At 48.1% G+C, this 24,546-nt stretch carries 20 protein-coding genes and 2 pseudogenes; 15 read left to right on the forward strand and 7 right to left on the reverse strand.

All coding sequences use genetic code 11. From position 1 onward, the window contains the following. Positions 1 to 21: 21 nt before the first annotated feature. Positions 22 to 858, forward strand: a complete 837-nt coding sequence (locus ACFQI7_RS08990) for a nucleotidyltransferase domain-containing protein (RefSeq protein ID WP_218099435.1) — start codon at positions 22 to 24, stop codon at positions 856 to 858. 170 nt (positions 859 to 1,028) lie between these two features. On the opposite strand, the gene ACFQI7_RS08995 is transcribed toward ACFQI7_RS08990, so the two are convergent. Together ACFQI7_RS08995 and ACFQI7_RS09000 are read right to left on the reverse strand one after the other, a co-directional pair. Next, entirely contained in the window at positions 1,029 to 2,306 is a 1,278-nt protein-coding gene (locus tag ACFQI7_RS08995; protein WP_218099436.1) for a sulfatase family protein, read from the reverse strand. Positions 2,307 to 2,769: 463 nt separating this feature from the next. After that, entirely contained in the window at positions 2,770 to 3,693 is a 924-nt protein-coding gene (locus ACFQI7_RS09000) for an ArsR/SmtB family transcription factor (protein WP_218099437.1), read from the reverse strand. A 230-nt stretch (positions 3,694 to 3,923) separates the two neighbouring features. Here ACFQI7_RS09000 and ACFQI7_RS09005 point away from each other — a divergent pair. Further along, positions 3,924 to 5,409: pseudogene (locus ACFQI7_RS09005) on the forward strand (alpha-N-arabinofuranosidase). A 295-nt stretch (positions 5,410 to 5,704) separates the two neighbouring features. Here ACFQI7_RS09005 and ACFQI7_RS09010 read toward each other — a convergent pair. Both ACFQI7_RS09010 and ACFQI7_RS09015 read right to left on the reverse strand, forming a co-directional pair. Continuing rightward, positions 5,705 to 5,914, reverse strand: a complete 210-nt coding sequence (locus tag ACFQI7_RS09010) for a hypothetical protein (protein ID WP_218099438.1) — start codon at positions 5,912 to 5,914, stop codon at positions 5,705 to 5,707. Between the two features lie 258 nt (positions 5,915 to 6,172). Next, a complete protein-coding gene (locus tag ACFQI7_RS09015; RefSeq protein ID WP_218099439.1) occupies positions 6,173 to 6,685 on the reverse strand; it encodes an RrF2 family transcriptional regulator in 513 nt (170 codons plus the stop codon). 191 nt (positions 6,686 to 6,876) lie between these two features. On the opposite strand from ACFQI7_RS09015, the gene ACFQI7_RS09020 reads away from it, so the two are divergent. After that, a complete protein-coding gene (locus tag ACFQI7_RS09020) occupies positions 6,877 to 7,509 on the forward strand; it encodes an FMN-dependent NADH-azoreductase (RefSeq protein ID WP_218099440.1) in 633 nt (210 codons plus the stop codon). A gap of 452 nt (positions 7,510 to 7,961) precedes the next feature. Here the strand turns inward: ACFQI7_RS09020 and ACFQI7_RS09025 are convergent, their stop codons facing one another. Continuing rightward, positions 7,962 to 8,372: a VOC family protein gene (locus ACFQI7_RS09025; RefSeq protein WP_218099441.1), complete on the reverse strand. Its 411-nt coding sequence runs from the start codon at positions 8,370 to 8,372 to the stop codon at positions 7,962 to 7,964. 310 nt (positions 8,373 to 8,682) lie between these two features. Between ACFQI7_RS09025 and ACFQI7_RS09030 the strand changes: the two are divergent. After that, a pseudogene (locus tag ACFQI7_RS09030) lies at positions 8,683 to 9,170 on the forward strand (NUDIX domain-containing protein). Between the two features lie 582 nt (positions 9,171 to 9,752). Continuing rightward, complete coding sequence (locus tag ACFQI7_RS09035; RefSeq protein ID WP_218099442.1) at positions 9,753 to 11,516, forward strand: glycoside hydrolase family 2 protein; 1,764 nt, start codon at positions 9,753 to 9,755, stop codon at positions 11,514 to 11,516. A gap of 72 nt (positions 11,517 to 11,588) precedes the next feature. Here ACFQI7_RS09035 and ACFQI7_RS09040 read toward each other — a convergent pair whose 3' ends face one another. Further along, positions 11,589 to 12,479 carry an AraC family transcriptional regulator gene (locus ACFQI7_RS09040; RefSeq protein ID WP_329958237.1) on the reverse strand — a complete coding sequence of 297 codons (891 nt, stop codon included), beginning with the start codon at positions 12,477 to 12,479 and terminating at the stop codon, positions 11,589 to 11,591. Positions 12,480 to 12,497: 18 nt separating this feature from the next. Between ACFQI7_RS09040 and ACFQI7_RS09045 the strand changes: the two genes are divergently transcribed. The 5 genes from ACFQI7_RS09045 (at position 12,498) to ACFQI7_RS09065 (ending at position 15,770) form a co-directional block, all read left to right on the forward strand. Then, a complete protein-coding gene (locus tag ACFQI7_RS09045) occupies positions 12,498 to 12,752 on the forward strand; it encodes a hypothetical protein (protein ID WP_218099444.1) in 255 nt (84 codons plus the stop codon). Positions 12,753 to 12,857: 105 nt separating this feature from the next. Next, on the forward strand, positions 12,858 to 13,106 hold the full coding sequence (locus tag ACFQI7_RS09050) for a hypothetical protein (RefSeq protein ID WP_218099445.1): 249 nt from the start codon (positions 12,858 to 12,860) through the stop codon (positions 13,104 to 13,106). Beyond that, a complete protein-coding gene (locus ACFQI7_RS09055) occupies positions 13,067 to 13,486 on the forward strand; it encodes a hypothetical protein (RefSeq protein ID WP_218099446.1) in 420 nt (139 codons plus the stop codon). Before ACFQI7_RS09050 ends, ACFQI7_RS09055 begins: the two co-directional genes overlap by 40 nt. A gap of 11 nt (positions 13,487 to 13,497) precedes the next feature. After that, a complete protein-coding gene (locus ACFQI7_RS09060; protein WP_218099447.1) occupies positions 13,498 to 14,031 on the forward strand; it encodes a hypothetical protein in 534 nt (177 codons plus the stop codon). Positions 14,032 to 14,330: 299 nt separating this feature from the next. Beyond that, positions 14,331 to 15,770: a family 43 glycosylhydrolase gene (locus ACFQI7_RS09065; RefSeq protein WP_218099448.1), complete on the forward strand. Its 1,440-nt coding sequence runs from the start codon at positions 14,331 to 14,333 to the stop codon at positions 15,768 to 15,770. A 714-nt stretch (positions 15,771 to 16,484) separates the two neighbouring features. On the opposite strand, the gene ACFQI7_RS09070 is transcribed toward ACFQI7_RS09065, so the two are convergent. Continuing rightward, on the reverse strand, positions 16,485 to 18,020 hold the full coding sequence (locus ACFQI7_RS09070; RefSeq protein ID WP_218099449.1) for a sulfatase family protein: 1,536 nt from the start codon (positions 18,018 to 18,020) through the stop codon (positions 16,485 to 16,487). 109 nt (positions 18,021 to 18,129) lie between these two features. On the opposite strand from ACFQI7_RS09070, the gene ACFQI7_RS09075 reads away from it, so the two are divergent. From ACFQI7_RS09075 to ACFQI7_RS09095, 5 genes are all read left to right on the forward strand, one after another. Beyond that, a complete protein-coding gene (locus ACFQI7_RS09075) occupies positions 18,130 to 19,008 on the forward strand; it encodes an AraC family transcriptional regulator (RefSeq protein WP_377516763.1) in 879 nt (292 codons plus the stop codon). Positions 19,009 to 19,092: 84 nt separating this feature from the next. Further along, positions 19,093 to 20,301, forward strand: a complete 1,209-nt coding sequence (locus tag ACFQI7_RS09080; protein ID WP_218099645.1) for an MFS transporter — start codon at positions 19,093 to 19,095, stop codon at positions 20,299 to 20,301. Positions 20,302 to 20,559: 258 nt separating this feature from the next. Further along, on the forward strand, positions 20,560 to 21,813 hold the full coding sequence (locus tag ACFQI7_RS09085) for an esterase-like activity of phytase family protein (protein WP_218099451.1): 1,254 nt from the start codon (positions 20,560 to 20,562) through the stop codon (positions 21,811 to 21,813). A gap of 252 nt (positions 21,814 to 22,065) precedes the next feature. Next, positions 22,066 to 22,950: a helix-turn-helix transcriptional regulator gene (locus tag ACFQI7_RS09090; RefSeq protein ID WP_230415029.1), complete on the forward strand. Its 885-nt coding sequence runs from the start codon at positions 22,066 to 22,068 to the stop codon at positions 22,948 to 22,950. 170 nt (positions 22,951 to 23,120) lie between these two features. After that, complete coding sequence (locus tag ACFQI7_RS09095) at positions 23,121 to 24,434, forward strand: ABC transporter substrate-binding protein (protein WP_218099453.1); 1,314 nt, start codon at positions 23,121 to 23,123, stop codon at positions 24,432 to 24,434. The last annotated feature ends 112 nt before the right edge of the window (positions 24,435 to 24,546 follow it).

The raw sequence follows: 24,546 nt of genomic DNA on the forward strand, positions 1-24,546 counted from the left end.
TTAGTCGACCGCGGAGGGTTTATGGAATTAGAAAATACGATTTCCAAGCTTGTTAACAGTCTAAAGCAAATAAACGGCGTGAGAGCTATAGTTCTTGGTGGTTCAAGAGCCAGAGGGAGTCATAACGATAATTCAGATATCGATATTGGCATATATTATGATTCCAGTGATGAATTAGATATTCCGGGGCTTCAAAGGGTTGCTACCGAAATGGATGATGCTGGTAGACATAACTTAGTTACGGAAATCGGCGGTTGGGGGCCATGGATTAATGGTGGCGGCTGGCTGGTTGTTAATCATTATCCTGTTGATTTTTTATATCGCGATCTGAATAAAGTATCTACTGTGATGCAGCAATGTTTCTCGGGGGAAATCACCGTTGACTACCAGCCTGGTCATCCGCACGGATTTGTCAACTCCATATATTTCTCGGAGATCGCGTTATGCAAAGTGTTATGGGATCCATCCGGAATTATCGGAGAAATGAAGAGAAGAACGATCCCGTATCCAGCGGAATTGAAAAAGGCAATTATTCAAAAGTTTTTTTGGGAAGCAACTTTTGCACTTGATACAGGGAGAAAGGGCGTGTATAAAACAGATTTAGCTTACATTGCCGGATGTTGTTTTCGGTCGTTATCTTGCTTGAATCAGGTTTTGTTTGCAGTTAACGAGAGCTACTTGATGAACGAAAAAGGGGCTGTTGCCATTGCAGATTCATTTCGAATGGCTCCAAGACAATACTCCGACAGAGTAAATCATATTATCAGTCTAGTCACAGAAGATCGGGAACATTTGGAAAGTTCTTTGAGTGAGCTGAGTGATCTGATTGAAGAAACAAAGACGTTTGTAACGATATAAATTGTTACTGAACCAGACGAGAACATTAGTTCGAATACAAAAATTGAAGCAGGCTGCCGGTGATTACTCGGTGGCCTGCTCTGCTATCAGTTCTTTACTTTCATTCAAAGATTTGATGTATACACTCAGCTTATGAATCTGCTTTCCTTGGGTAAACGGAGATGCTACTTCTATTCATTCACTGTGGCCCGCTTTTCATCCAGCACTTTCTTCAAACGATGGACTACATCCGTATATTCGGCATGTTCGATAAGATTGTTAAATTCTTTAGGGTCCTCCGAAATATTGTACAGCTCTCCCGGCTTCTCATCATACAAATTCAGCTTCCATGTTTCGGTACGAATCATGAAGCGGTCCTCCATTTGTGCAAATACTTCTTTGCGCCAATTGTCCGGAGCAACCTCGCTTTCCAACAAAGCTTTTAAAGAATGACCGTGCATATATTCGGGGATTTCCAATCCGACGATATCGCATAAGGTTGGAAACAGATCCACATGCGCTGCAAGCTCATCACGGACACCCGGCGCAAATTTGGGATGTGAGATCATAAATGGGATATGAACCGATTGCTCACGCATGACGAACTTGAAATACATACCGTGTTCCCCCAGCTGCTCCCCGTGATCGGATGTGAACACGATCAATGTATCGTCCGCCATATTCAGCCGTTCGACCGTATCTAATACCATGCCGACAAATTGGTCCACCATCTCTACCAATCCATAGTAACCGGCAAACATTTGGAGCGTCTCCGCGCTTGTCAGATGACTCCACTCTTTTTGTCTTTTTGTAATGAAAGGGTGAGGAGCAGGAGCCGTTTCCGGCATTTCTTCAGGAAGCTTGAACTTGGACTGATCGAATTTTTCGAAAAACGGCTTTGGCGGATAAAAAGGCGGATGAGGCTCGGGAAAGCCAACCCATAGATGGAACTTCTCCCCTTTGTCCGCAGCTTCCTCAATAAACTGCACGGCGCGTTCCGCAACCAGAAAACCTTTATGCTGTTCCTTCGTTCTCGTACTTGGCCCTGCGGTTAGCCGCAATACCGGTCTTGAATTCTCCCATGCGACAATGCTCTTATCCTGCTCTGAAAGAATGTCGTTTAAGCTTTGGGGACGCGCCGATTCGAAACCATAATCGAAATTTCCTTTTTCCGGAACCGCAGTAATGTGAGCGCTGCGATAGCCCACCGCATTAAGCTTATGGGCTATCGTCTCCAGAGGCTTGACCGGCTTCACTTCATTATCAATCACTCCGTGGGCGAATGGATACATCCCGGATATCAAACTATGTCTGGCCGGAGAGCAGATAGGAGCAGAAGTGAAAGCGTTTGTAAATTGAACGCTTCTTTCGGCCAGCCGGTTGAGATTAGGTGTTTGCACATAAGGATTTCCGTTGCATTGCAATGCATCGTAACGAAGCTGATCGCAGATAATGACAACAATATTCATGCGTCCCTCCATTTTTATGATTCTATTGTTTAGGAAAAATTTAGAGATAGCGAACTTCCTTCATTATACGCATTGTGATTGCAAAAATATAGCCGTAATTGCTGTTGGCATCGGATCGGCGGCCTTTATCTTTTTCTTTTAACACTGACATAATGGTGTCTGTGATCGTTTAAATCCAATTCCCGAAGGTTATACAACGGTCACACCATGGATGATCTCAAGAAACTCCGCCCAACTACTTGATTTTATTAAAAGTGCGTTTAAGGGGAAGAAATCGCTCGGGTATATAACCAAGACGGCTCGGTCGGACATGCAGAGATCCGGATCGGTAATGCTGTCGTTATGATGTTTAATGTGAAAGAAGAGTGGCCGGATACACCGTGCTTCCGACTGCTGTCACTCAAATGACCAATTCAAGGACTCCTTTTAGTCAAAGGATTGGACACAGAGCAACCGAAATTCTTTAATCATTGGGGCTGGATACTTTGCTGTAACGCAGCTTAAAAACAATATCCTGATCGTAGTTGCCGAATCCGGAGCCAAATAGGGTGAGCCCTCCGATATGCTCCGCGTCATCCGATACGGCGATACGGAACGTCCATTGTTTAAGACGGATCTCCACTTGATCCAGAGTTACATCCGATAACTTGACGCCGTCCATAAAGGTCCCGTGTTTGGAAATATTCAACTTTTTGAGCAATCCGTACTGGTTAATATCGCTGGACCACCAATCTGGATTCAGTTTCCCCTTATTCCCTCCATAATCGCCCGGACTCGTCCACATCCCTAATCGAACGCCGTTGAGAAAAAAAGTAATATCCGATGGCCAATTATTATTGGTCGAAGGGGCTTCCGAAGCGATTTCCATGGAGATTTCAAGCGCTTCAGGCCGTTCGCTGCTTAACAAATAATTCGGTATTTTATATTCGATGAATCCTTGGCCGAACCACAGGATCTTGGCGTTTACTCTGTCAGGCTCAAGAAAGTAACGGGGATCGTCGAATTCACCGATAATTTTGTCGCGCGTGCAGATCCCGCAAGTCGGGGTGATGTCAAAATCGGTGTAATGGCCGATGGAGACCTCTGTTTGATGGTACTCTGTTAAGCCTGTCTTTTTGGGAGGGAACGATATTTCGATGTGAGTAACGTTCAGAGTGCATACTTTCTTAGCCGCCCCTTTGCCGGGGACCATTTCCGTGCGGATGATTCCCGATTTTTCCAGTTTTTTCACGTGCATGGTCATGATGGCGCTGCTCAGTTGAAGCGCTTCGGCCAGCTCTTTAATATTCATCGGTTGTTCGGCGAGCAGTTGGATCATTTGAATCCGTACGCTGCTCGCCAGTGCTTCATACACGGCCAAATAGTTTTCCGAGATATCGATCTTCATAGGGCCTCGCATTCCAAATCGTTAACATTTTTATAAATAATATAAATGAGTTTGTAAGATTTTAGCAAGCGCTCATGATATAAGACGACGAGATTCTCCGTTAAACAAACAATAAAAAAATTGTTATTAAGCCATCTTGACTGGAGGATAATGGATACGATAATATGATTAATATAAATACATAATAGTTAATAAATATATTAATTATAAGAACGGAGGGAACGCTCAGCATGCAAAATAACGTCATCATAAACACGGATATCCATCAGGGAACGATCAACAAGCATATTTACGGCCACTTTGCCGAGCATCTTGGCAGATGCATTTATGAAGGCATTTGGGTAGGGGAACATTCTACCATACCGAATACGGACGGGATACGCAACGATGTGTTGGAAGCGCTTAAGAAGCTCGATCCCCAATCTGCGTTGGCCCGGAGGGTGCTTTGCGGACGAATACCATTGGGAGGACGGCGTCGGTCCCCGTGCCGAGCGAAAACGTATGGTCAACACGCATTGGGGTGGTGTGGTCGAAAATAACCATTTTGGCACCCATGAGTTTCTCAAACTATGCGAAATGCTGGGCTGCGATCCTTACATCAACGGCAACGTAGGCAGCGGCACGGTTCAGGAGATGCAGGAATGGGTCGAGTATATGACATTCGACGGTGAATCCCCGATGGCCGACTGGCGGAGAGCGAATGGCAGAGAGAAGCCGTGGAACGTCGCCTTTTTCGGTGTCGGAAATGAGAACTGGGGCTGCGGCGGACATATGCGTCCGGAATATTATGCCGATCTGTTTCGCCGCTACCAGACCTACGTCCGCAATTACGGAGAGAACCGGATCTTTAAGATCGCATGCGGGGCAAATTCAGAGGACTACAACTGGACGGAAGTTTTGATGCAGCAGGCGGCGCGATTCATGCACGGCTTGAGCCTTCATTACTACACCGTTCCCAAAACGTGGCAGGATAAAGGAGCGGCTACCGGCTTTCCTGAATCCGAATGGTTCGTCACGTTGAAAAAAGCTTTGTTCATGGACGAACTGATTACGAAGCATTCCACCATCATGGATAAGTATGACCCGCAAAAACGCGTTGGCCTGATCGTTGACGAGTGGGGCACTTGGTACAATGTGGAGCCGGGCACGAATCCGGGATTCCTGTATCAGCAAAATACGATCCGCGATGCGCTGGTTGCAGGGCTTACGTTCCATATTTTCCACAAGCATTGCGATCGGGTGCAAATGGCGAATATTGCGCAGACGATCAACGTGCTGCAGTCGATGATTTTAACCGAAGGTGAGAAAATACTGCTGACCCCGACCTATCATGTATTCGAGATGTTCAAGGTTCACCAAAATGCCACCGCTTTGCAGCTTCAAACCGATTCCAAGCCGTATGAGATGAATGGGGCCTCCATCCCTCAGTTAAGCGTTTCGGCTTCGAAATCCGCTCAAGGAACCGTTCATATCAGCCTGTGTAATATAAGCCATGAAGGAGAAGCTGAAGTTGAGGTCCAGCTTCGCGGTACGGCGTCTGCTATAGGAACGATCCGCGGCACGATCTTGACTTCGGACCGGATGGACGGACATAACACGTTCGAGCAGCCTGGACGGATCAAGCCTGCGGGGTTTCAGCAATTTACGGTTGAAGACAGCAAGCTTACCGTTTCTATGCCGGCGATGTCCGTCGTTGTTTTAGCCGTGGAGCCGTAATGTGGTTATAGGCGAGCTATTTATGGATAAAGCGGCGCCATGCAAGGGCTGCAGCGCGGATGTGATCGTGTCCGAGAAGCAAATCCAGCGTATTCTGGCTTCACTTGATTTGAAAGACTTTCAATGTGTTAGTCAAGAGTTGTATCAGGCACGAGTGAACAGGTGCATGCAATGTCCTTCCCTTCAATACGGTACGACATGCCAATATTGCGGATGCATTGTTCAAATTAGAGCGAAAATGATCGACAAACATTGCCCGAAGCCGGGAAAGCAGGAATGGTGAGAGGCGGCATGACTACGATTTAACAAGTTCTTTCCTCCAAAAATCGAATACCGTATTGTCGGGGATTTGCATAGAAGCCCATGAATTTTTCAATTTAAAGCCTAGTTCGTCCATGATTCTCATTAAGTCAGCTACTTCTGAATTTTCCACTCTTACTTCCATGGATAAGGTGTTTTGTAGTATTTTAGATAACGCATCAAAATTAACAGACGTCATGATCATTTTTTATCCTCCAAAGTTAGAAAATAACGGATGCCAACGTTATTATTTCCTCATCATGTGGAAAATAGTCGGATCATATTTGATTGCATAAACCCGACGAAGAACGTGTGAAATGTCTGGAGCTCAAATAAAGCCCTTCCGACTTCCTACCAGGAAGCGAAAGGGCTCGTTTGTTTTTCATTCCTTGAAACGTTTTGTTAATCCTAATGGACTCGCTAGTGCGAACCCGCTTGTATGATGTGTGCAGTCGAGGGCTAGTTAGACCTGCTCGATTTTATTGAAATATGCCCGCGTGTCCGCCCTGGATTGCTCAGGCAGCACACGGTCTAACTCCTCATTTAGCCAGGACAGCGTCTTGCTTTGCAGGAATTTGCGCATATTCTCTTCTGCCTCTAACATAACCAAATTAATGGAACAAGCGGCCGAAGGCGTACATGACGAACAAGCGGAACTATTTTGATCTCGATAGAGGTAGCTTTTGTCCATGATGTTCCGGCACTGAAAGATGGGCTTAGCCCCCTCAACCGCTTCAACGACATCCCAGAACGTAATCTCATCAGGGGATTTAGCGAGTCTGTATCCGCCTTTGACGCCAGGCACGGAACTTACGATTCGGACTTTGGACAATTTGCCAAATATTTTGGAGAGATAAGTTTCCGATACGCCTTGGAACGCCGATAGTTCCTTTATTCCGATGGAAGCGCCCTCGGGAAGATCAATCAAATAAACGAGGCAATGCAGTGCATACTCAACCCCGATACTATACTGCACATAAACACCTGCTTCCAGGTTGAAAAATGAATACTCTTATTTTATGAACAAATAATAACCGTGTCAAATAGGCGCATGCAAGCATTTCCTGCTGGAGGTTTGACAGAATGAAAGTTTCATTTTATAATGTCGACATATATAATCGACGATAAATATTATCGACATTATAAAATGAATGGAGAGATTGTACGATGAGCAAAATGCTTGTTTTGAATGCCCACCCGAATTCATACTCTACTTCTTCCGTCAGCTTGAAGGTACTTGATCGTTTTTTGAAGTCGTATGCGGAACTGAATTCAGACAATAGCGTTGAACTGCTTAACCTATATGATGAAAATATCCCGGCGGTAGACCGTATTGTCTTAAAAGCATGGGAGAAGCAGGCGAAGGGAGAACCTTATACGAGCGAAGAGCAGCGGGTGATGGATCGCATGTCCGAAATTTTACAGCAGTTTATAGGCGCTAAGAAGCTGGTTATTGTCATGCCGCTGCACAATTTCAATATCCCTTCGAAGCTGAAAGATTATATGGACAACATTATCATTCCTCGCAAGACCTACCGGTTTACCGAGAAGGGATCCGTCGGTATGCTTAACGATGGCCGCAGCGTGCTTGTCATACAAGGGAGCGGTTCAATCTATACGAATAACAATTGGTACACCGATGTAGAATTTTCCCATAAATATCTAAAATCCATGTTTGAATTCCTTGGCTTTGACGAGTACCGAATCATAAGAGCGGAGGGAACCGCCCTGCTGAACGAGGAGGACATATTGGCCAAAGCTTATAAAGAAGCAGAAGAAGCTGCCTTGCGTATGGCGTAATGCACAGTTACACCGGTCCTTGTAGAATTTTATCTGGAGTCAAATCTTTCGGCGGGAGGTGGACAGTGGGAAACCACGTTGTCGTTATTGAAGACGATGAGACGATCGGAAGTTGATTATAGGCATGTGGGTCGAATACGTCGGAGGATCCGCTGGATATAAAAAAAGACCGGCTCTTTTCGCGGCGAACTTGCTAACGAAAGAAAGCCGGTCGATGAAACCGGGATTACAGCAGTTTTGTTGTATAATCCTGATTCGATGGCACCGGATTTGCGAGGGGTGCCTTCTCTTATGCTCGCTTTGACAATAAAGAATGGGGGTCTCCGTCGTTCATTTAATAGATGAGGTTTCTGCGTTAGTCTTCTGGCATCGCTTCGGGCGCTAGCATCCACTGAATGAACCGGAAGATCATTTTTCTAGTCTATAGCATTGTTAGCTATTGCAAATCCACATTATAACGGCTGCTTAGACGTGCCTGCTCCGAACAAGATGACGTATCCGTCGGGGTCACGGACCGCAAACTCCTTCCAAAGCAAATCGCCCTGATCCTCATGCTTCATTTCATAATGAATGATAGCTCCATCCGCCCGAAATTGCTCGAGCAATCCGTCCATGCGTTCCCAATCGGTGTAGGCATATGTATCGCAGCCCGTAGATGGACCTTCCCAATTTTTCGGGTACGGAATTTGTCGCGGCTTCTTGTTTGGCACCACATCTTCGGAATTTTCCGCTTGATACAAAATAAATCCGAGCCGTGGGTCATTCCTTTCCACATGCCCCCAACCATCAATTTTACAGCCGAGCGCATGTTTGTAGTATTCCTTTGATTTTTGCAAATCGGAAACTAAGCGAATTTGATTCATTGACGGCCGGTCTCCCTTTGTATGGATTTTGCGTACATCAGAACAATCCACTCTATCATATACAAAAATAGGAAATAATGGTATCAAAATATCGATACTTTTTGCCCATTTATATTTGCGAAATAGGGGGACGGAATGGGAGTGCCGCCGATTGTGTTTATTCAGAGTTGGAAGGTTCTAAGAGAACCTCCGGAGTCATATTTCAGTGGTATCCTTCTTTTACAGGAAACGGCAGGTTAATTTAACCGCTTGGCGAATTGTAATATATGGTGATTTTAAGAAATTGAACATGAATAGGAGCATTGTTTCGATGACTGCGAAAGGTTCAAACGACATTCAAATTGTGCTTTATACCATGTGTTTAGTGAAAAACGACGATAAAGTCCTATTAGTGAACCGTCCTACTAAACGCGGTTTTCCCGGTTGGATCGGCCCAGGAGGGAAAGTGGATTTTCCCGAGAGCTTAACGGAGGGGGCTATACGCGAAGTTTGGGAAGAGACGGGACTAAGAGTAAAGGAGCTTGTCTATAAAGGGCTGGACGAATATGTAGATCCAAATCAGAATTTCAGATATATGGTGTTTAATTATTTGGCTACTTCGTTGAAGGAGAACTATTACAAAATCCTCCCGAAGGCGAATTAAGATGGATACCGATCAAGGAAGCAATGAATTATCCGATGCAAACGTGGTTTAAGCGAAGATTCCCTTTATTTTTTGAAAAAGGGACTTTTGAGATTTACGGAATATACGATCAATCCGAAAAAGTAACGTTTAAGGAATCTGTAAAGAATATATAGTGCACGGTCGGAAAATACGAGGAGCTAATAAAATGATTGTAAAAATAGACTTTGGAATGCACCAGGAGTTTATAGATATTGCAGATGAGTTGGGAGAACAGATCGAACAATTACAGAGAGCGTTTCTTGAGTGGATCTACAATAAGAAATAGATCATTCGTATTGGATTTATAAAGATGGAAGTAAATGGGGAGTAAATTACAGAGCATCGGCTTTCGTAGAGTGGCTGAATAATAAGGTAACCGTGAATAAGGAAACTAAATTACTTGAAGGGGACCAATGCAACTGGGCTAGAACGATTTTTTTCTAACGGGCACAGTTAACCTAATGCTGTTTAGTCTGGCAGAGTCCAAACTATGCTGGTTCTCCTCGAGCGCACAAATCGCGGCTTTTTTGAGTCAGGGGATAAAATACTTGTGATTTGACGATGACAAGAAATTTATCTATTTTCAATTATGGTGCAAATGTCCGTATTCCTCACCTTTTGTTCCGTTAATTGCATTTACTGCATCCTTGAGGAAAGATTACTATTAAACTGTATTCTGTTTGTAACTCAAGAAGATTACCAAAAGGAGTAAAACGATGCACAACCTCATACCACGACCTGAATACCCGCGTCCGCAGCTCGTTCGAGAGGAATGGATGAATTTGAACGGACAATGGGAGTTTGAAATGGACTTTGGACGTACGGGAAGGGGACGCGACCTCCATCAGTCGGAGCAATTAAAGCAGTCGATCGTTGTCCCATTCTGCCCGGAAAGCTCGTTATCTGGCGTAGGGTATACCGACTTTATGCCTGCCGTCTGGTATCGAAGGACATTTACGCTGCCGAAAAACTGGTCAGGCCAACGAATTCTTCTTCATTTTGGCGCCGTTGACTATGAAGCGGAAGTATGGGTAAACGGCGTCTCCGCAGGTACGCACCGCGGCGGCTACAGCTCATTTCAATTTGATATTACGAAGCTGGTTCGTGAAGGCGATAACGTCATCACATTGTGTGCCGAGGACGATGTACGAACAGGGCTGCAGCCGGGAGGCAAGCAAAGCGGGAAATATCATTCCTACAACTGTTACTACACGCGGACAACCGGCATTTGGCAAACCGTATGGCTTGAATGCGTTCCGGAATTCCATATCGACTCGTACCGGGTCGTGCCGGATCCGGCCAACGGTCAGGCGAATTTGGCGATTCGGTTTAAGGGAGGCTACCGGAAGGGGCTTTCGCTGAGCATCGATGCGTACTATAACGGGAAGTTAGTAGGCAGCCGAACGGCGCAGATCAGCAGCCATCAGCTTCACACACAGGTGTCGCTGGACGAAGTTCATCTCTGGGAGCCGGGGCACGGAAGACTGTATGATCTGGTCTTCACTTTGGAAGAGAACGGACAGGTGATCGACAAGGTTACAAGTTATTTCGGGATGCGAGAGGTCACGTTGACCGATAAAGCCGTGCTGATTAACGGACGGATCGTATTCCAGCGTCTAGTGCTGGATCAAGGCTTTTACCCGGACGGCATCTACACGGCGCCAACAGATGAGGCGCTCCGCCGGGATATTGAGCTTGCCATGGACCTTGGCTTCAACGGAGCCCGGCTGCATGAGAAAATGTTCGAGCCCCGCTTCTTGTATTGGGCCGACAAGCTCGGCTATCTGGTATGGGCGGAGCATGCCAATTGGGGACTTAACATTACGACGCCTATGGGGCTTCGCAGCTTTTTGCCGGAGTGGCTGGAAGGGATGGAGCGCGACTATAATCATCCGTCCATCATCGGCTGGTGCCCGTTCAACGAGACATGGGACCGCGACGGCACGAAGCAGGATAACGAAGTGCTGCGCATTACCTATGAGGTGAGCAAGAGCATTGATCCGACCCGTCCGGTAAAGGATACGAGCGGCCATTATCATGTAAAGACCGACATTTTCAGCCTGCATGATTATGATCAGGACCCGGTATCGTTTGCAGCCAGATTGGAGCCTATGAAGAATGGCGAAGAAGTGTATGTGAAGCATCCGAAGCGGCAAAAGTATGACGAGGGACAGCCTTATCAGGTGGCGGAATATGGAGGCATCTGGTGGGACCCCTCCAAAAGTCATGAGGAAGGTTGGGGCTATGGCGACCGCCCGAAGAGCGAAGAAGAGTTTCTTGCCCGCTATGAGGGACTGATGACCGTCATTCTGGATAACCCGTACATCAGCGGCTTGTGCTACACCCAGCTATATGACGTAGAGCAAGAGGTGAACGGGCTGTATACGTATGATCGTAAACTGAAGTTTCCGAGAGACGTGCTGCGCAGAATCAATACGAAGCCGGCTGCGATTGAAAGAACGGAACTCGCAAAGAACTAATGAGGGGCCTCCCTGAACGGGAGGCCTTAATGTTTTTTTTTGCTACGCATTGTAACCGCTTACGGTTCCGAGCTAATGATGTTCTTGATCGCTGAATTGGCTGCGGAAGACGGAGGGCCGCATGCCGTTTTTTTGTTTGAACAGGTTGGAAAAATAATGGGCGTCGGAATAACCCAATTGTTCGGAAATTTCATTGACCGTCAAGGTCGTATCGATCAGCATCAATTTGGCCGATTCCATTTTTTTGGTCAGCACATAATTGTAAATCGTGGTTCCCATTTCTTTCTTGAACACCCGGTTCAAATGTTTGGCCGACAATCCCATCTCGTTTACGAGCTGTTCCGTATGAAAAGGCTTTAACAGTTGATTGTCCAAATGCAGCTTAATTTGCCGCACAACCAAAGACAGCAGCTCTCCGCGACTTCGCTGAATTTCCGATAATCGGATTACGATTTGCATGAACAGATGCTGCAATTCTCCCTGCATTTCCTCGATCGTCTTGCTTTCAGCCCATTCAATCCCTTGCCTGAACAAAGATTCCAGCGACACGTTCGAGACGACGACTGTCGATAGCAGCCGGTAAGCCTCGAGTACATTGAGCGCCCATTGGCTGTGAACGTTATACCATATGAATATCCATGGCTCCTCCTGCGTCGCTTCGGAAATGACCTCATGGAAGCAGCCGCTTCGCATGATGAAGACGTCGCCTTGCTGCACGCGGCTGGTTTGCGCGTTCACACGAACTTTTCCGCGACCGGACAATACGCAGCCGATAACCGTAATTTTTGACATCCTTCTTACATTACGGTAATGAGGTGTGCAGTAGTTAATGCCGATGAAAGGCACATTGATGGGTGGAGGGATGTCGCCGATTGACGGAAAATGATAAATAGGTCCGTACTTGTCCATTATCCTCACCATTTCATCTGAAAGTTCTATTTTCCTGAAAGAGTCACTAGCCATTATTTTAATGAGTGATGAGTGTATTGTACCACAAGAGACCGATGGGGAAGAAGGCGTATATACATTGAGGGGAAGAGCGGCTATACTTTCGTTGCGGTATTGGTTGTCATGGCTTGCGGGCTGTGGCGAGATTGGAGCGGAGGAACGAACGAAGGGAATGATTCGGAAATACCGACAATGCCATTTCAAACGGATGAAGCTCATGCCGTTATCGGTATCGATACGAAGGGCGAGAAGCCAATCCCTTACGGAATGAGAGGCGTGAACAATTAGAGCAGCAACAAGGAAGCTTTCATAAATCACAAGCAAATGATCGATGAGGTGAACCGGTACGGACGTCTCGGGTTCATCCGCTGGCCGGGAGGCACAAACTCCAATGTGTTCAATTGGCGGACAGGAATGCCCGATATCGATTACGGCGCTTTCGCCTTTGGTCCTGACGGGACGACCCATGGACCGCATACGACGTTTCGGCTCGGCCAAGTAAAAGACGGTGAGCACATCTGCTGCGGCATGCTTATGCCGAACGCTCGGGCAAGGTCGTCCTGGAATGGCAATCCGTGGCGGGAGCAGCCGGCTATCGAATCATGTACGGCAAAGCCCCCGGACAATACACGGAGACGGTAGAGGCCGGCAACAATGCCGGTTGGCTGATGGGCGGACTGGACAACGATACCCGATATTATTTTACCGTTCGCGCTTATAACGCGCTCGGAGAGAGCCGGAACTCGGCGGAGCTCGATGCCGTTCCGAGGAGTCTGCTGCCGCTCGCTCCCCGCGATTTGTCGATCAAGGAGGAGCGCGGGCAATCGATCTCCATGCAATGGAAGCCGGCCCGAACCGAGGTGGCGGAACATAACTTCGAAGACGGAACGGCAGGATCGTTTCGTGCGGAAGGATGGAAGGTGGAACCGCATCCGGACCCTAACCGGAAGGTTATCGGATATCGGGCTCAAGACGGCAGCAGCGGATTTGCCGTTTGGACCAATACGCCGCAAGGAAACTAGGGGAGGCGGTCGTGGAATGGGCGGACTCCATGCAAACGGGGCAGGCGGGCGTCGCTGCGCGCTTTGTCGATCAGGACAATCATATCCGGTTTGTATACGACCGAACGGACAAACAATACAAACAGATTAAGGTCGTTCAAGGCAAAAAGCAGGTGCTCGCTTCCAAAAAAGAAAGCGGAGATCAGAAATGGCTCTATATGTATGTTACGGTGGACGGAAACAACATTTATGCCAAGCTGAATAACGAAGGCACCGTGCTCCGTGCAGCGGACAGTTCCCTTCCGGCCGGCAAGTTTGCGCTCTACAGCAGCGGCCCCGGCTCTTGGTTCGATACGGCCCGCATGTACACGCCCAATACGAGCTCGTACATCGTGTACAGAAGCGTTCAGCCCGATACGGGCTTCGAAGTGATTACCGAAGGGATCAGGGAGACCGCGTATACCGACAGCGGGCTGCCGGACGGACAGCGGTATTATTACAAGGTCAAAGCGATGAACGAGCTTGGGGAGAGCTACTCCTTCTCGAGCACCATTCGCAAAAATTGATCATTGCTATGTCCAAAATGCTCACTTTTCGAGCCCATTACTGTATTCAAACGGAATGCGCTTCTATGTATGATCATAATGACAAATAAATAAGGGGTGTTACCTAATGAAAGGGAAAAAAGCGTTATAGGCAGGCGGAAGAGGAAGTCAATAAAAAAATCGCTGAGGAAAAAGATGATCGTAAGCGTTGGCGACTGAGATCGTAAATCGATCTAACCGTTGCAACATGCGTTACCTGGCAACAGAAGCGCCGGATACAATCATATATAAAAATAGAGAAGGATAGGTGACAACTCCACATGCCACAATCAAACCAAAAAGAAACCGCTGGAGGGGCGCCCGCCTATGTCATGGGATATTTCCGGTCCGGACCGAACCAGACGCATACGGAGGAAAAGCTGCATTACGCGTATAGCCGGGACGGGCTTCACTGGTTCGAGCTCAATGAAAATCGCCCGGTGTTCGTGTCATCGCTCGGAGAAGGCATACTGCGGGACCCGTTCATTGCCAAGGGAGTGGACGGCAACTGGCACATGGTATTCACGATTCGTCCGAAGGGAAAAGATATCGGGTACTGCCGTTCAAGCGACTTGATCACATGGGAAGACGAGCGAAAGCTGCCGGTCATGGAAGGCAAGGACAATACGAAGAACAGTTGGGCTCCCGAATTTACGTACGACCATGAACGAAAACAATATTTGGTTTATTGGGCGTCCAGCTGCGGACAAGATTTGGGCAACAGTAAGCATTATTCCGTGTGGACATCGGATTGGGTTACGCTCACGGAACCTGAGCTCTTTTTTGATCCCGGTTACCAGACGATCGATGCTTCTTTGGCGGAGCATGAAGGCAGATATTACATGGCGGTAAAGGATGAAAGCGTCGTATACGACCGCAATGTTAAGCATCCATGTCGTAACGTACTCGCTGTGTCCGATCGGCTCGAGGGGCCTTATACAGTCGTGCCCGGCTTTCAAACGCCCGATTATACGGAGGGACCTGAGTTTTTGAAGCTGGAAGGGACGGACCGCTGGCTGCTGTTTTACGATTATTGGTCTTACGGCAAGTTCGGCATCATGGAGACGACCGATTTCCGCGACTGGCGTGAGCTTGACGGCAGCGAATTCCGCATTCCATACCGCGCCCGACATAACACGGTATTTCAGGTAACGGAGCCGGTGCTGGCCCGTCTGCTGGACGCTTACGCTTTATTGGCCCGTTACGGTACGCCGACGAATGCGCCCGTGCGTTTGGCTGCGGAAGAGCCGGACGGTTTCTTGCACGACGCTTTCTTCATGCGCACGGTCGTCATGCAATTTTGTCCGAATCGTCTGACCGGCACGCAGATGTTGTATGACGAAGGCGACCGCAAGAACGGCATGGCTCTGCGGATTCGCGACGGGCTCCTGGAGGCGGCTGTCGTGTCGGATGGCGAGCGCGTGACGCTCCAGGCCCGGGCGGATACGGTAGCCGGTGGCAAATGGCGGCATGCGGCGCTCAGCTTTGCCGAAGGCACGGTGTCCCTGTACCTCGACGGGAAGCTGGCGGACAACGTTCGCGCCGATTTCGGCATCGTCGGTCCGCATACGGGCGCAGGAGGTTATGGCGGACGCTTCGGCAGCGATGCGTTCGGAGATGCCCTAGCCACAGATGCCTTCGACGGAGTGATCCGTCAAGTAATGTTGTATTCGGTTCCGCTTCAGGAAGCGGACATTGCTATGATGGCCCGCGGCAAATGAGGTGACTAAGCCGAGGTTTTGCGATAACGTTTTATTTGCCAAGTGGATTTACGTCAATTTGGAGGGCTTGCGGAAGCAGGCTATAAAACTGAATCGCATGACGAATGCAAGTGAATAGAGAGGAAAGTCTGAATTGTTGCGATCACAATTCAGACTTTTTTATATAGTAAGAATGATCCGATACATAAACTTGAAAGTCACGGCGATAGAAGGCACCTCGCTTTACGTATTAAGAGATTTTGATAGAATGCACGATGGTGACCTGGCGCGCGCGTAGAGGTGCCACCGCAGTTTTGCAGTATAGCTTGCGGTGGAGATATGTACCCTAAATGCAGCGGAGATGTGCGAGAGTCTACATTGATACGAGTACGGAACCCGAAAACCCAGTAACAAAAACGTAGAAGTAAGCAGATGGTAGATCCGTGAGGGAATGGGTATGGGGTGGAAGAGCGGAGCGACCGCCTTTAAAATCGTGTGATTACCGCTAGACCCATTCAAAACCACACGATTTTAACAGCGGCTGGAATCCCATACCCATCCCTCCCATGCGCAAACGTATGGTTAAGCACGTGAAAGAACCGTCCAGACCCGGACGGTTTTCTTATCATAGATATAGGTGCGGCAGTCGGTAATATGGCTTGCGGCAGCGATCAAACCATGCGTGCCGCCGATACTTCGATCGCCTCAGTATCGGCGGCTTCCCATTGTCCGCCGCTAAGCGTGATGGATACGGGGCATGGGAAGCGGTTCTTTTCCAAGCTCGGCCCAGGCGTACTTGAGCAGCAGCTCGGACTTTAGTGCCGCGGAATCCGGATCGTCCCATAAGTTGCGAAGCTCGCCGGGATCCTCCAGCAGATCGAAGATTTCTCCGTAAGTCCGGTTATAGTAGACGGTGATCTTGTACCGTTCGTCCACATACGTTTTTTGATGGATCGTAGTAGGCTCATGGCGGAACTCGCAGATGGCGTGATCTCTTGCCTGTTGTTTACGCCCGGTCCAGACATCCCTCTGATCCATGCCCGTCATCGAGCGGGGGATAGGGATGCCGCAGAAAGACAAAAACGTAGGCGCGAGATCGACCAGCGATTGAATCGCTTCCGATGTATGTCCTGCCGGTACATGTCCGGGATATTTCACAATGAAAGGCAGTTTGATTAAGTCTTCGTAGTGAAAACCGCCTTTGGCCTGCAATCCGTGCTGTCCGTAAAAGTGTCCATGGTCGGTCGTAAACACGATGATGGTATTTTCCGAGAGGCCCAACTCATCGAGCTTGTCGAGGATTTTGCCGATATATTTATCCATCATGCTGATCATGCCGTAATAGACGGCCACCAGCTTCTTTTTGTCATCATCGGTCAGTCTGAACTTTGTGCCATACTCGTAGTAATGATGAGAGCGATAGCCGTGAATGCCGTATCCCGTCTCGGCCAAGTCGCTAAAGTCCGGATGGTCTTCTTGGGTTTTGCCGAAGTGGGGCGGGTTGAGATCATGCTCTCCGGGCACCATCTCCGGAATCGTCAACGCGTCCGGATCGTACATCGAATCCCAAGGCTCAGGCGCCAAATATTCGGGATGCGGGTCAAAGAAGCTGGCCCACATGAAAAACGGCTCGCCGGCTTCCTTATAATCGCTTAGCAGCGCATTGGTGCGTTCCGCAATCCACGTGTTATAGTGATATTTCTCCGGAATCGGCCATTTGTACGTAAGCGATGCGTCCATCGTACCGGTCGGAGGAAGGAAGTAATCCCGCCAATTCGTGCATCCTTTCTCCTCCATCCATAGCGCATAATGCTGTCCTACATGCGCTTCATTGGTGTGGTTGCGTGCGATCTCCACATGATCGAATCCATAAAACGGCCCGTGAAACGTTTTCCAAAAATCCAAATCCTGAAGAATCGGATAAGCTTCGACCGAAACGTACTCGTCTGTCGACCGCAACGGCTGAAAATGCGCTTTGCCGACGAGAGCGGTGCGATACCCGGCCGCTTGGAAGTCTTCTCCGACCGTATGCCTGTCCTCCAGCAGCTTGGTGCCGAGTGTCCACGCGCCGTGCTGACTTGGGTACATGCCCGTAATGATTGACGCTCTGCTGGGTGTACAGGTAGGATTGGGACAATAAGCGCGCGAGAACGTCGTGCCTTCGCGTACCAGCCGATCCAGATTTGGGGTATGTACCTCCTTGTTGTAGGCTCCGATTGTATTCCAGTGCTGCTGGTCGCTTGTAATTAACAAAATGTTAGGTTTACTCATGAAATAACATCGCCTCCTTTTATGATAATATTAGATTAAAGCCATTATTCAAATGGCATCTTGTTATATGGAGTTTATCATTTTGTTATTTGCAACCAGGGGAGGCGAGATGATGCAGGAATACGAACACGAATATGCGGAGTTTCTATACTATACGCCGAAGGAATTTGACAAGGAAAGCCAATTATGGCCGGTCCGGGCAGGCCGCAGCATAGCGAAGCCGAATTATAGCGTCGGGCCGAAACGGATCGAATGTTACAGTCTCCACTTTGTTCAGGCCGGAGCGCTTCGATTGGAGTACGAAGGCAAAAGGCTAGATATCGGTCAAGACCATTTGTTTTGCTTATTCCCGGGGGTTACGTATCACTATGCCATCGCCGCTGCGGAATCGCCGCTCGAGCTGCGTTGGATTGCTATAGATGGACCTCGGACTAAGGCGTTGTTGGCGCTGGCCGGATTAACGCCGGAGACGCCTTGTATACATCTGGCTAGGGCAGAAGCAATCGAGGAGAAGATGGATCGCATACAACAATTGCTGAGGGATACGGCGAACTGGAAGCTTTCGGTATCGTTGGAGCTGCAAAGCTTGCTGTTCGGTTGGTTTGCCGGGATGACGCCGGATGCGATTCCGAAGCGCGAGGCCGAGCCGGCTGGCTGGATTCGCGAATGCATCGATTTTATGGAGCTGCACGCTTCAGAGGGCGTGTCGGTACAGCAGGTGGCTGCATTTGCGGGAGTGCATCGTTCCTATTTTTCCACCGTCTTTACCCGGCAGGTAGGCATGTCTCCGCTGAAATATTTGCAACAAATCCGAATGGACAAAGCCAGACGGCTGCTGCGGGAAACGGACGCTACGATTACGGAAATCGCTTTGTCTCTCGGCTATCCGAATTTATTTTCGTTTACAAGAGCGTTCAAGAATGTATACTCCATTCCTCCGTCAAAAGTGTATAATGGGCATCGTGACGCTAATGCCGGAAAGCTTTAATCTACCGTCTTCCATCGATAGAGAAGAGATGATACCGTCTGGAGGTTTGCCGGAGTGGAGAAACGGTTGACAAAGGTTAATAAAATGTATGCCATGCAATTGGCTACGATTTTTGTAGGATTCATTATTTTCGGCTTTTCGGAAAACATCAAAGGGCCGGCCATCCCGCGAATTCAATTCGATTTCATGCTAAATGAGTCCCAACTTGGCACTTTGTTGTCGCTCAATGCGCTGGGCTATTTAATCGCGTGTTCATTCACTGCCTTTCTGACGCGGTTATGGGGGATTAAAATCGTAAGCATTGCCGCCTTCGGGACGATGATCGTTTCAGGGGTTTTGATTTATTTGTCCCGCAGCTATCCGATGTTTTCGTCGTCTTATTTCCTGATGTATATCGGCAACGGGATGCTTGAAATCGCGCTAGCCATTCTGGGGGCGCGAATCTTCGTGAAAAATACGGGGACGATGATGAACTTGACGCATGGCTTCTATGGCCTCAGTTCTACAGTGGCTCCGCTGCTTGCAACAGGGCTCATGTCTGTAACCGTGTTCGGTCATACGCTCGATTGGCGCGGGATGTATCTCGTCATGCTCTCGTTGTCCATTCTTCCGATATTATATGCATGGCGCAGCTCTTTCCCGGACGACGATCTCCCGCATGACGATCGGGTTCCGTTGAAAATACGGATGAAGGACCCGGTTTTATGGTTTATGGTAGCGATCCTCACCTTTGGTGTCGTATCGGAATTGGCGGTAGGCGGATGGCTGGTCAATTATTTGGAGAAGGCTTACGAATGGAGTGCCGTAACCGCCTCAGGCATGCTGTCCGCGTTTTTCTTCTGTTTTGCGCTCGCGAGATTGTTATTGGGGCCGGTGACGGATAAGATCGGATTCATCCTGTCGCTCATCGTCTCCTCGGGCATTTCCGCCCTTTGCACATTTGCTGCGATACTTGGAGGCGAAGGTTTGGCTTTTCTGTTCGCTGCGGCGGGAATTGGCATAGCCATGATATATCCGACGGTTATGGCATTTATTGCAAAGCGATATTCGAGCGGCAGCGACACCGCCATCACATTGACGGTTACGCTCATGGGTGTGGGCAGCGTCATTGGCAACTATGTTATTGGAGGCATCATTGAAGGAATTAAACATATTTATGGGGCTGAAACGCGTACCGGCTTGATTATGGGCCTCCAAGCGGGTTATGGATTTATCGGCTTGTGCGCGGCTATTAGCGCCGTATTCAGTTGTTTTTTATATCGTTATTTAAAAAAGCGCCAAGAACTGATTTAATGCAGCCGTCAGTGAATCGGATGAGATCGGCGGCTGCACAATACTTCGATTTAATTCAAACCATGGTTAATAAAGAGGGGCATTCCAATTTTTTTGGCCGCCCTCATCTGTGGAGTTACATCATCATTCAAGTATGTATTTTTTTTGTTAACACCCATATTGTTCCTCATTTTATATTGTCTCGAAAGATAGCAATCTTTTATAATGAAGAGAGTTTCGCTATCCTATATTTAAATAAAATGGGAGATGGTAGAAATCATGAAGTTCGGGAAAATCTTATCCGCAAGCGTGGTAGCCGGCCTGTTGGCCGCGGCTCCATTCGCCGCTGCTACAGCCGCAGATCAGGCGGACAACAAGGAAAAAGCGCAGCCGCACCAAGAACGCCAATGGCAAGCTTCGAAGTCGAGCCGGCACGGTAAATCGGGAGAACAACGCTCTGTCGGTCAGCTCACCTTTATTGGAGAGCAGCGGATTCCGAATGATGAAAAATTCAAGGATACGCTTGTCGGAGGGCTCTCCGGCATCGATTACGATCCGAAGACCGATCGGTGGGTCATGATTAGCGATGACCGTTCCGACAATAATCCTGCGCGCTTTTATACCGGGGAACTGAATTATGACACCAAAGACTTTTATTCGGTCCATATTACAGGCGTCACGGAGTTCAAGCAGCCGGATGGGACGGCGTACCCGAACAAGAAGCAATATACGGAAACGAAAACAGGCGTCGTATCGGATTTGGAGTCGATTCGTTTTGATCCCAAAACGAGATCGATTTGGTATACAAGCGAGGGGGATCGAAGCCTTGCCTTCGACCCGTTTGTCAGACAAGCTAATAAAAAAGGAGATTATGTTTCCTCTTTCCCGATACCCGAGGCCTTTAAAATGAGCGAAAGCAGCGACGGCAGCATGAAGAAAGGCTTCCGCAATAATATTACGCTGGAAGGAAGCAGTTTCTCGCCGGATGGAAAATATTATTTTACCGCTATGGAAGCGTCTTTGTATCAGGACGGAGACATTTCTACCGCTGATTCCGGTTCTTATGCACGCATGACCAAATACGACAGAAGCGGCGCGATCCTTGCGGAATACGCCTACCGGGTCGACGCAATTCCCGCCAAGCCGGGAGAGGGCAAGAACGCTGACAACGGTGTATCCGAAATGCTCGCGATCAACGACCATCAATTCCTCATGCTTGAACGCGCTGGGGTACAAGCCTCCGATGGCCAATATGCGAATTATATTCGCATCTATGAAGTCGATACCGACCAAGCGACGAATGTGAAAGATTTCGATTCTCTGAAGTCGAGCGAATTTACGCCGGTGTCCAAAAAACTGGTGCTTGATCTCAACACGCTCCATTTGCCCAAACTGGACAATGTTGAAGGCATCAGCTGGGGACCGAAGCTCAAGAACGGTCACGACAGTCTCGTACTCATATCGGATAATAACTTCAATTCCTCCCAAGTCACCCAATTTCTCGCATTTGACGTTTCGCCTGCAGCAAAGTAGGAGGGGAAGGTGAAGGAGATGTTGGTAAGCAACATTCGCTTAATAACGCCGCAATATTCGATTACCGGACATCCGGCATAGCCCCTTCATTGTAATATGGATCGATTCGTACCGGTGCGTCCCCTCCACGAATGTGGGGGGATTTTTTTGCGTATGTTGAAAAATCAGGTGGCATTGAGTATGGTGGAGGTAGCGAGAAATACCGGCACGCAGGGTCGCGATGTACAGTAGGAGGTATACGGCGTGGAAATCATGAAATTCAAAAAATGGGAAGACAATTTATACTTGTTTAATTATCGCCGTACGTATACGGAACCGGTCGAATACTTTCACGCTCACGAAGGTTTGGAATTACTGTACATCCATGAAGGCTCGGGAAAGTATATTATTGACGACCGCGTATTTTCGCTGCAGCCTGGAACCTTGATCGTGATCAAACCGTTTCAAGTGCATTACATCCGCATGATCGTGCCGCCCATTTACATTCGCAGCTTATTGAAAATCAAAGTTTCATTTATCGAACAGTTTTCTGCACTGTTCCCTCAATTCACCTCTTTTTTATCGCAAATGCTGGAGCAAAAAATGACGGTGCAAGTCTTTCATTTATCCGGCAAGCACAGCGTGCAGGTCGATTCTCAATTTTTGCAATTGCACGAGCAGATCAGGTTAGGGCCGCCGAACCTTCGCAAGGAAGGAGTCATGCTGTTTTTTCTTAATTTTTTTATGTTTTTTCAAACGCAGATTTATATCCCCGGTGAAAACGCTGCTCCTGCCCCCTGGACCTTATCCCGCGCAACGAAGCAGATTAACTCGATTTTGAAATGGATCGATCAACACTACAAGACGTCTTTCACCATTCCGTTCATGGCTTCGGAGTTGCATTTCTCGCCAAACTACTTGTCCAAGCTATTTAAAGAACAAATCGGGAAGACGATCATGGAATATACGAACGAAAAGCGATTGGAGGAAGCGAGAATGCTGCTGCAGCTGCGTTCGCATTCCGTTGAAGAAATTTGCAAAGAAACCGGCTTTACGTACACGTCCTATTTTATTCAAATGTTCAAAAAAAAGTATGGACTAACCCCCCATCGTTACCGGGAACGTCTGGAAAGTCAACGAGACAGCTTGATCGAATGAAAACGCATCCATAAAAAGGATAGAATAATGATATTTTCGGTTCGCAATATGCTATTCCTCCTCCATTATGATAAATCATGTAACCATCTAAAAATCGAATGCACGGCTCTTTGGATTGAGGCTGGAGATTTCAAGCATTCGACATGCATGATCACAAGGGGGAATAGAAGATGTATAAAAGAAAGCGGTTGCTGTTATCTGCGATCGTTACAGCCGCTCTGTTGACTGTGTCGGCGTGCGGCAGCGGAGGAGAAACGAAAGGGGCTGCACCGGGAAATAATCAAAACAACGTCAACCGGGAGCCGGTGGAAATTACGTTTTACCGTCCGAACAACGCAACGACGGAAGAGCAGTTCATGGATTTGATGGGCACAGCGATCAAAGAGAAATTTCCGTTCGTAACGCCGAAATTTATCCCATATGGCAACGGAACTAAAATGGAAGAAGTGATTTCTGCCGGAGTGGATCTGGATATCGTTCTTCTATCCATCGGCTTCTATCCGCAGTTTCAAAATTTGAATTTATCGACCAACTTGACCGAGCTGATCAAGAAGTATAATTACGATACAAGCCGTCTGGAAACGACGACCTTTGATTTTATTAAGCAATTCGGGAGCGGCGGCAAAATCGATTCTCTTCCGATCTTTACAACGGCCGAAGTGCTGATGTACAACAAAGATATTTTCGATAAGTTTGCCGTTCCTTACCCGACGGAAGGCATGACCTGGGATGACTTGTACGAGCTGTCGAAGAAGCTTTCCCGTACCGACGGCGGCGTACAATATTACGGATTTTTGACTTCGATCAGCCATATGCTTAATACGAACCAGCTATCTCTCCCGTTCGTCGATTCGAAAACGCTGCAGCCTGCGATCAATACCGAGAAGTATAAGAAGCTGGCCGAAAATTTCGCGCGCTTCTACAGCATTCCCGGAGCGGAAATTCCGACTGCCAAGTACGGCAAGGAAGCGGATATGTTCGTGAAAGACAAAAATCTCGCCATGTACGCTTACTTTAACAGCACGATGGTTAGTGCGGCCAAGGACATGAATATCGATGCGGTGCCGCTTCCGTCGTTTAAAGAAATGCCGGGCGTCGGTTCGCAAATGTACTCGACGTTTGCCAGCGTATACAGCAACAGCAAGCATAAAGATGTCGCCTTTGAAATATTGGCTTACTTGACTTCGGATGAAATGCAGGTGAAGTTTGCGAAAGATGGAACCGGCATGCCGATCGTGAAAAACACCAAGCTGCTCGAATCGTTCGGTCAAGATTTGCCGCAGCTGAAAGGCAAAAATATTAAGGCGTTTTATCCGACTAAGCCGGCCCCGGTCTCGCCTCGCACCATCTATGACGATTTGTCGTCAAAGTATGCGGTCACTGCGCTCCGGGAAGTCGCGCAAAAAGTCAGCGATGTGAATACGGCCTTCCGCAAGGCGGAAGAACAGGCGGCTAAAGACATCGAAGCAGCGAAGAAAAAGTAACGTATACAACCGTAGCGTTCATTCGAGCGATGCAGGATTAACGAAGAAGCAGGAGCAGGTTCTCGTTTCCCATGAGGCCTGCTTTTTGGCGTTTTATGAAACGGTGGCCAAA

The sequence above is a fragment of the Paenibacillus allorhizosphaerae genome (assembly GCF_042659105.1).
Classification (GTDB): Bacteria; Bacillota; Bacilli; order Paenibacillales; family NBRC-103111; genus Paenibacillus_G; species Paenibacillus_G allorhizosphaerae.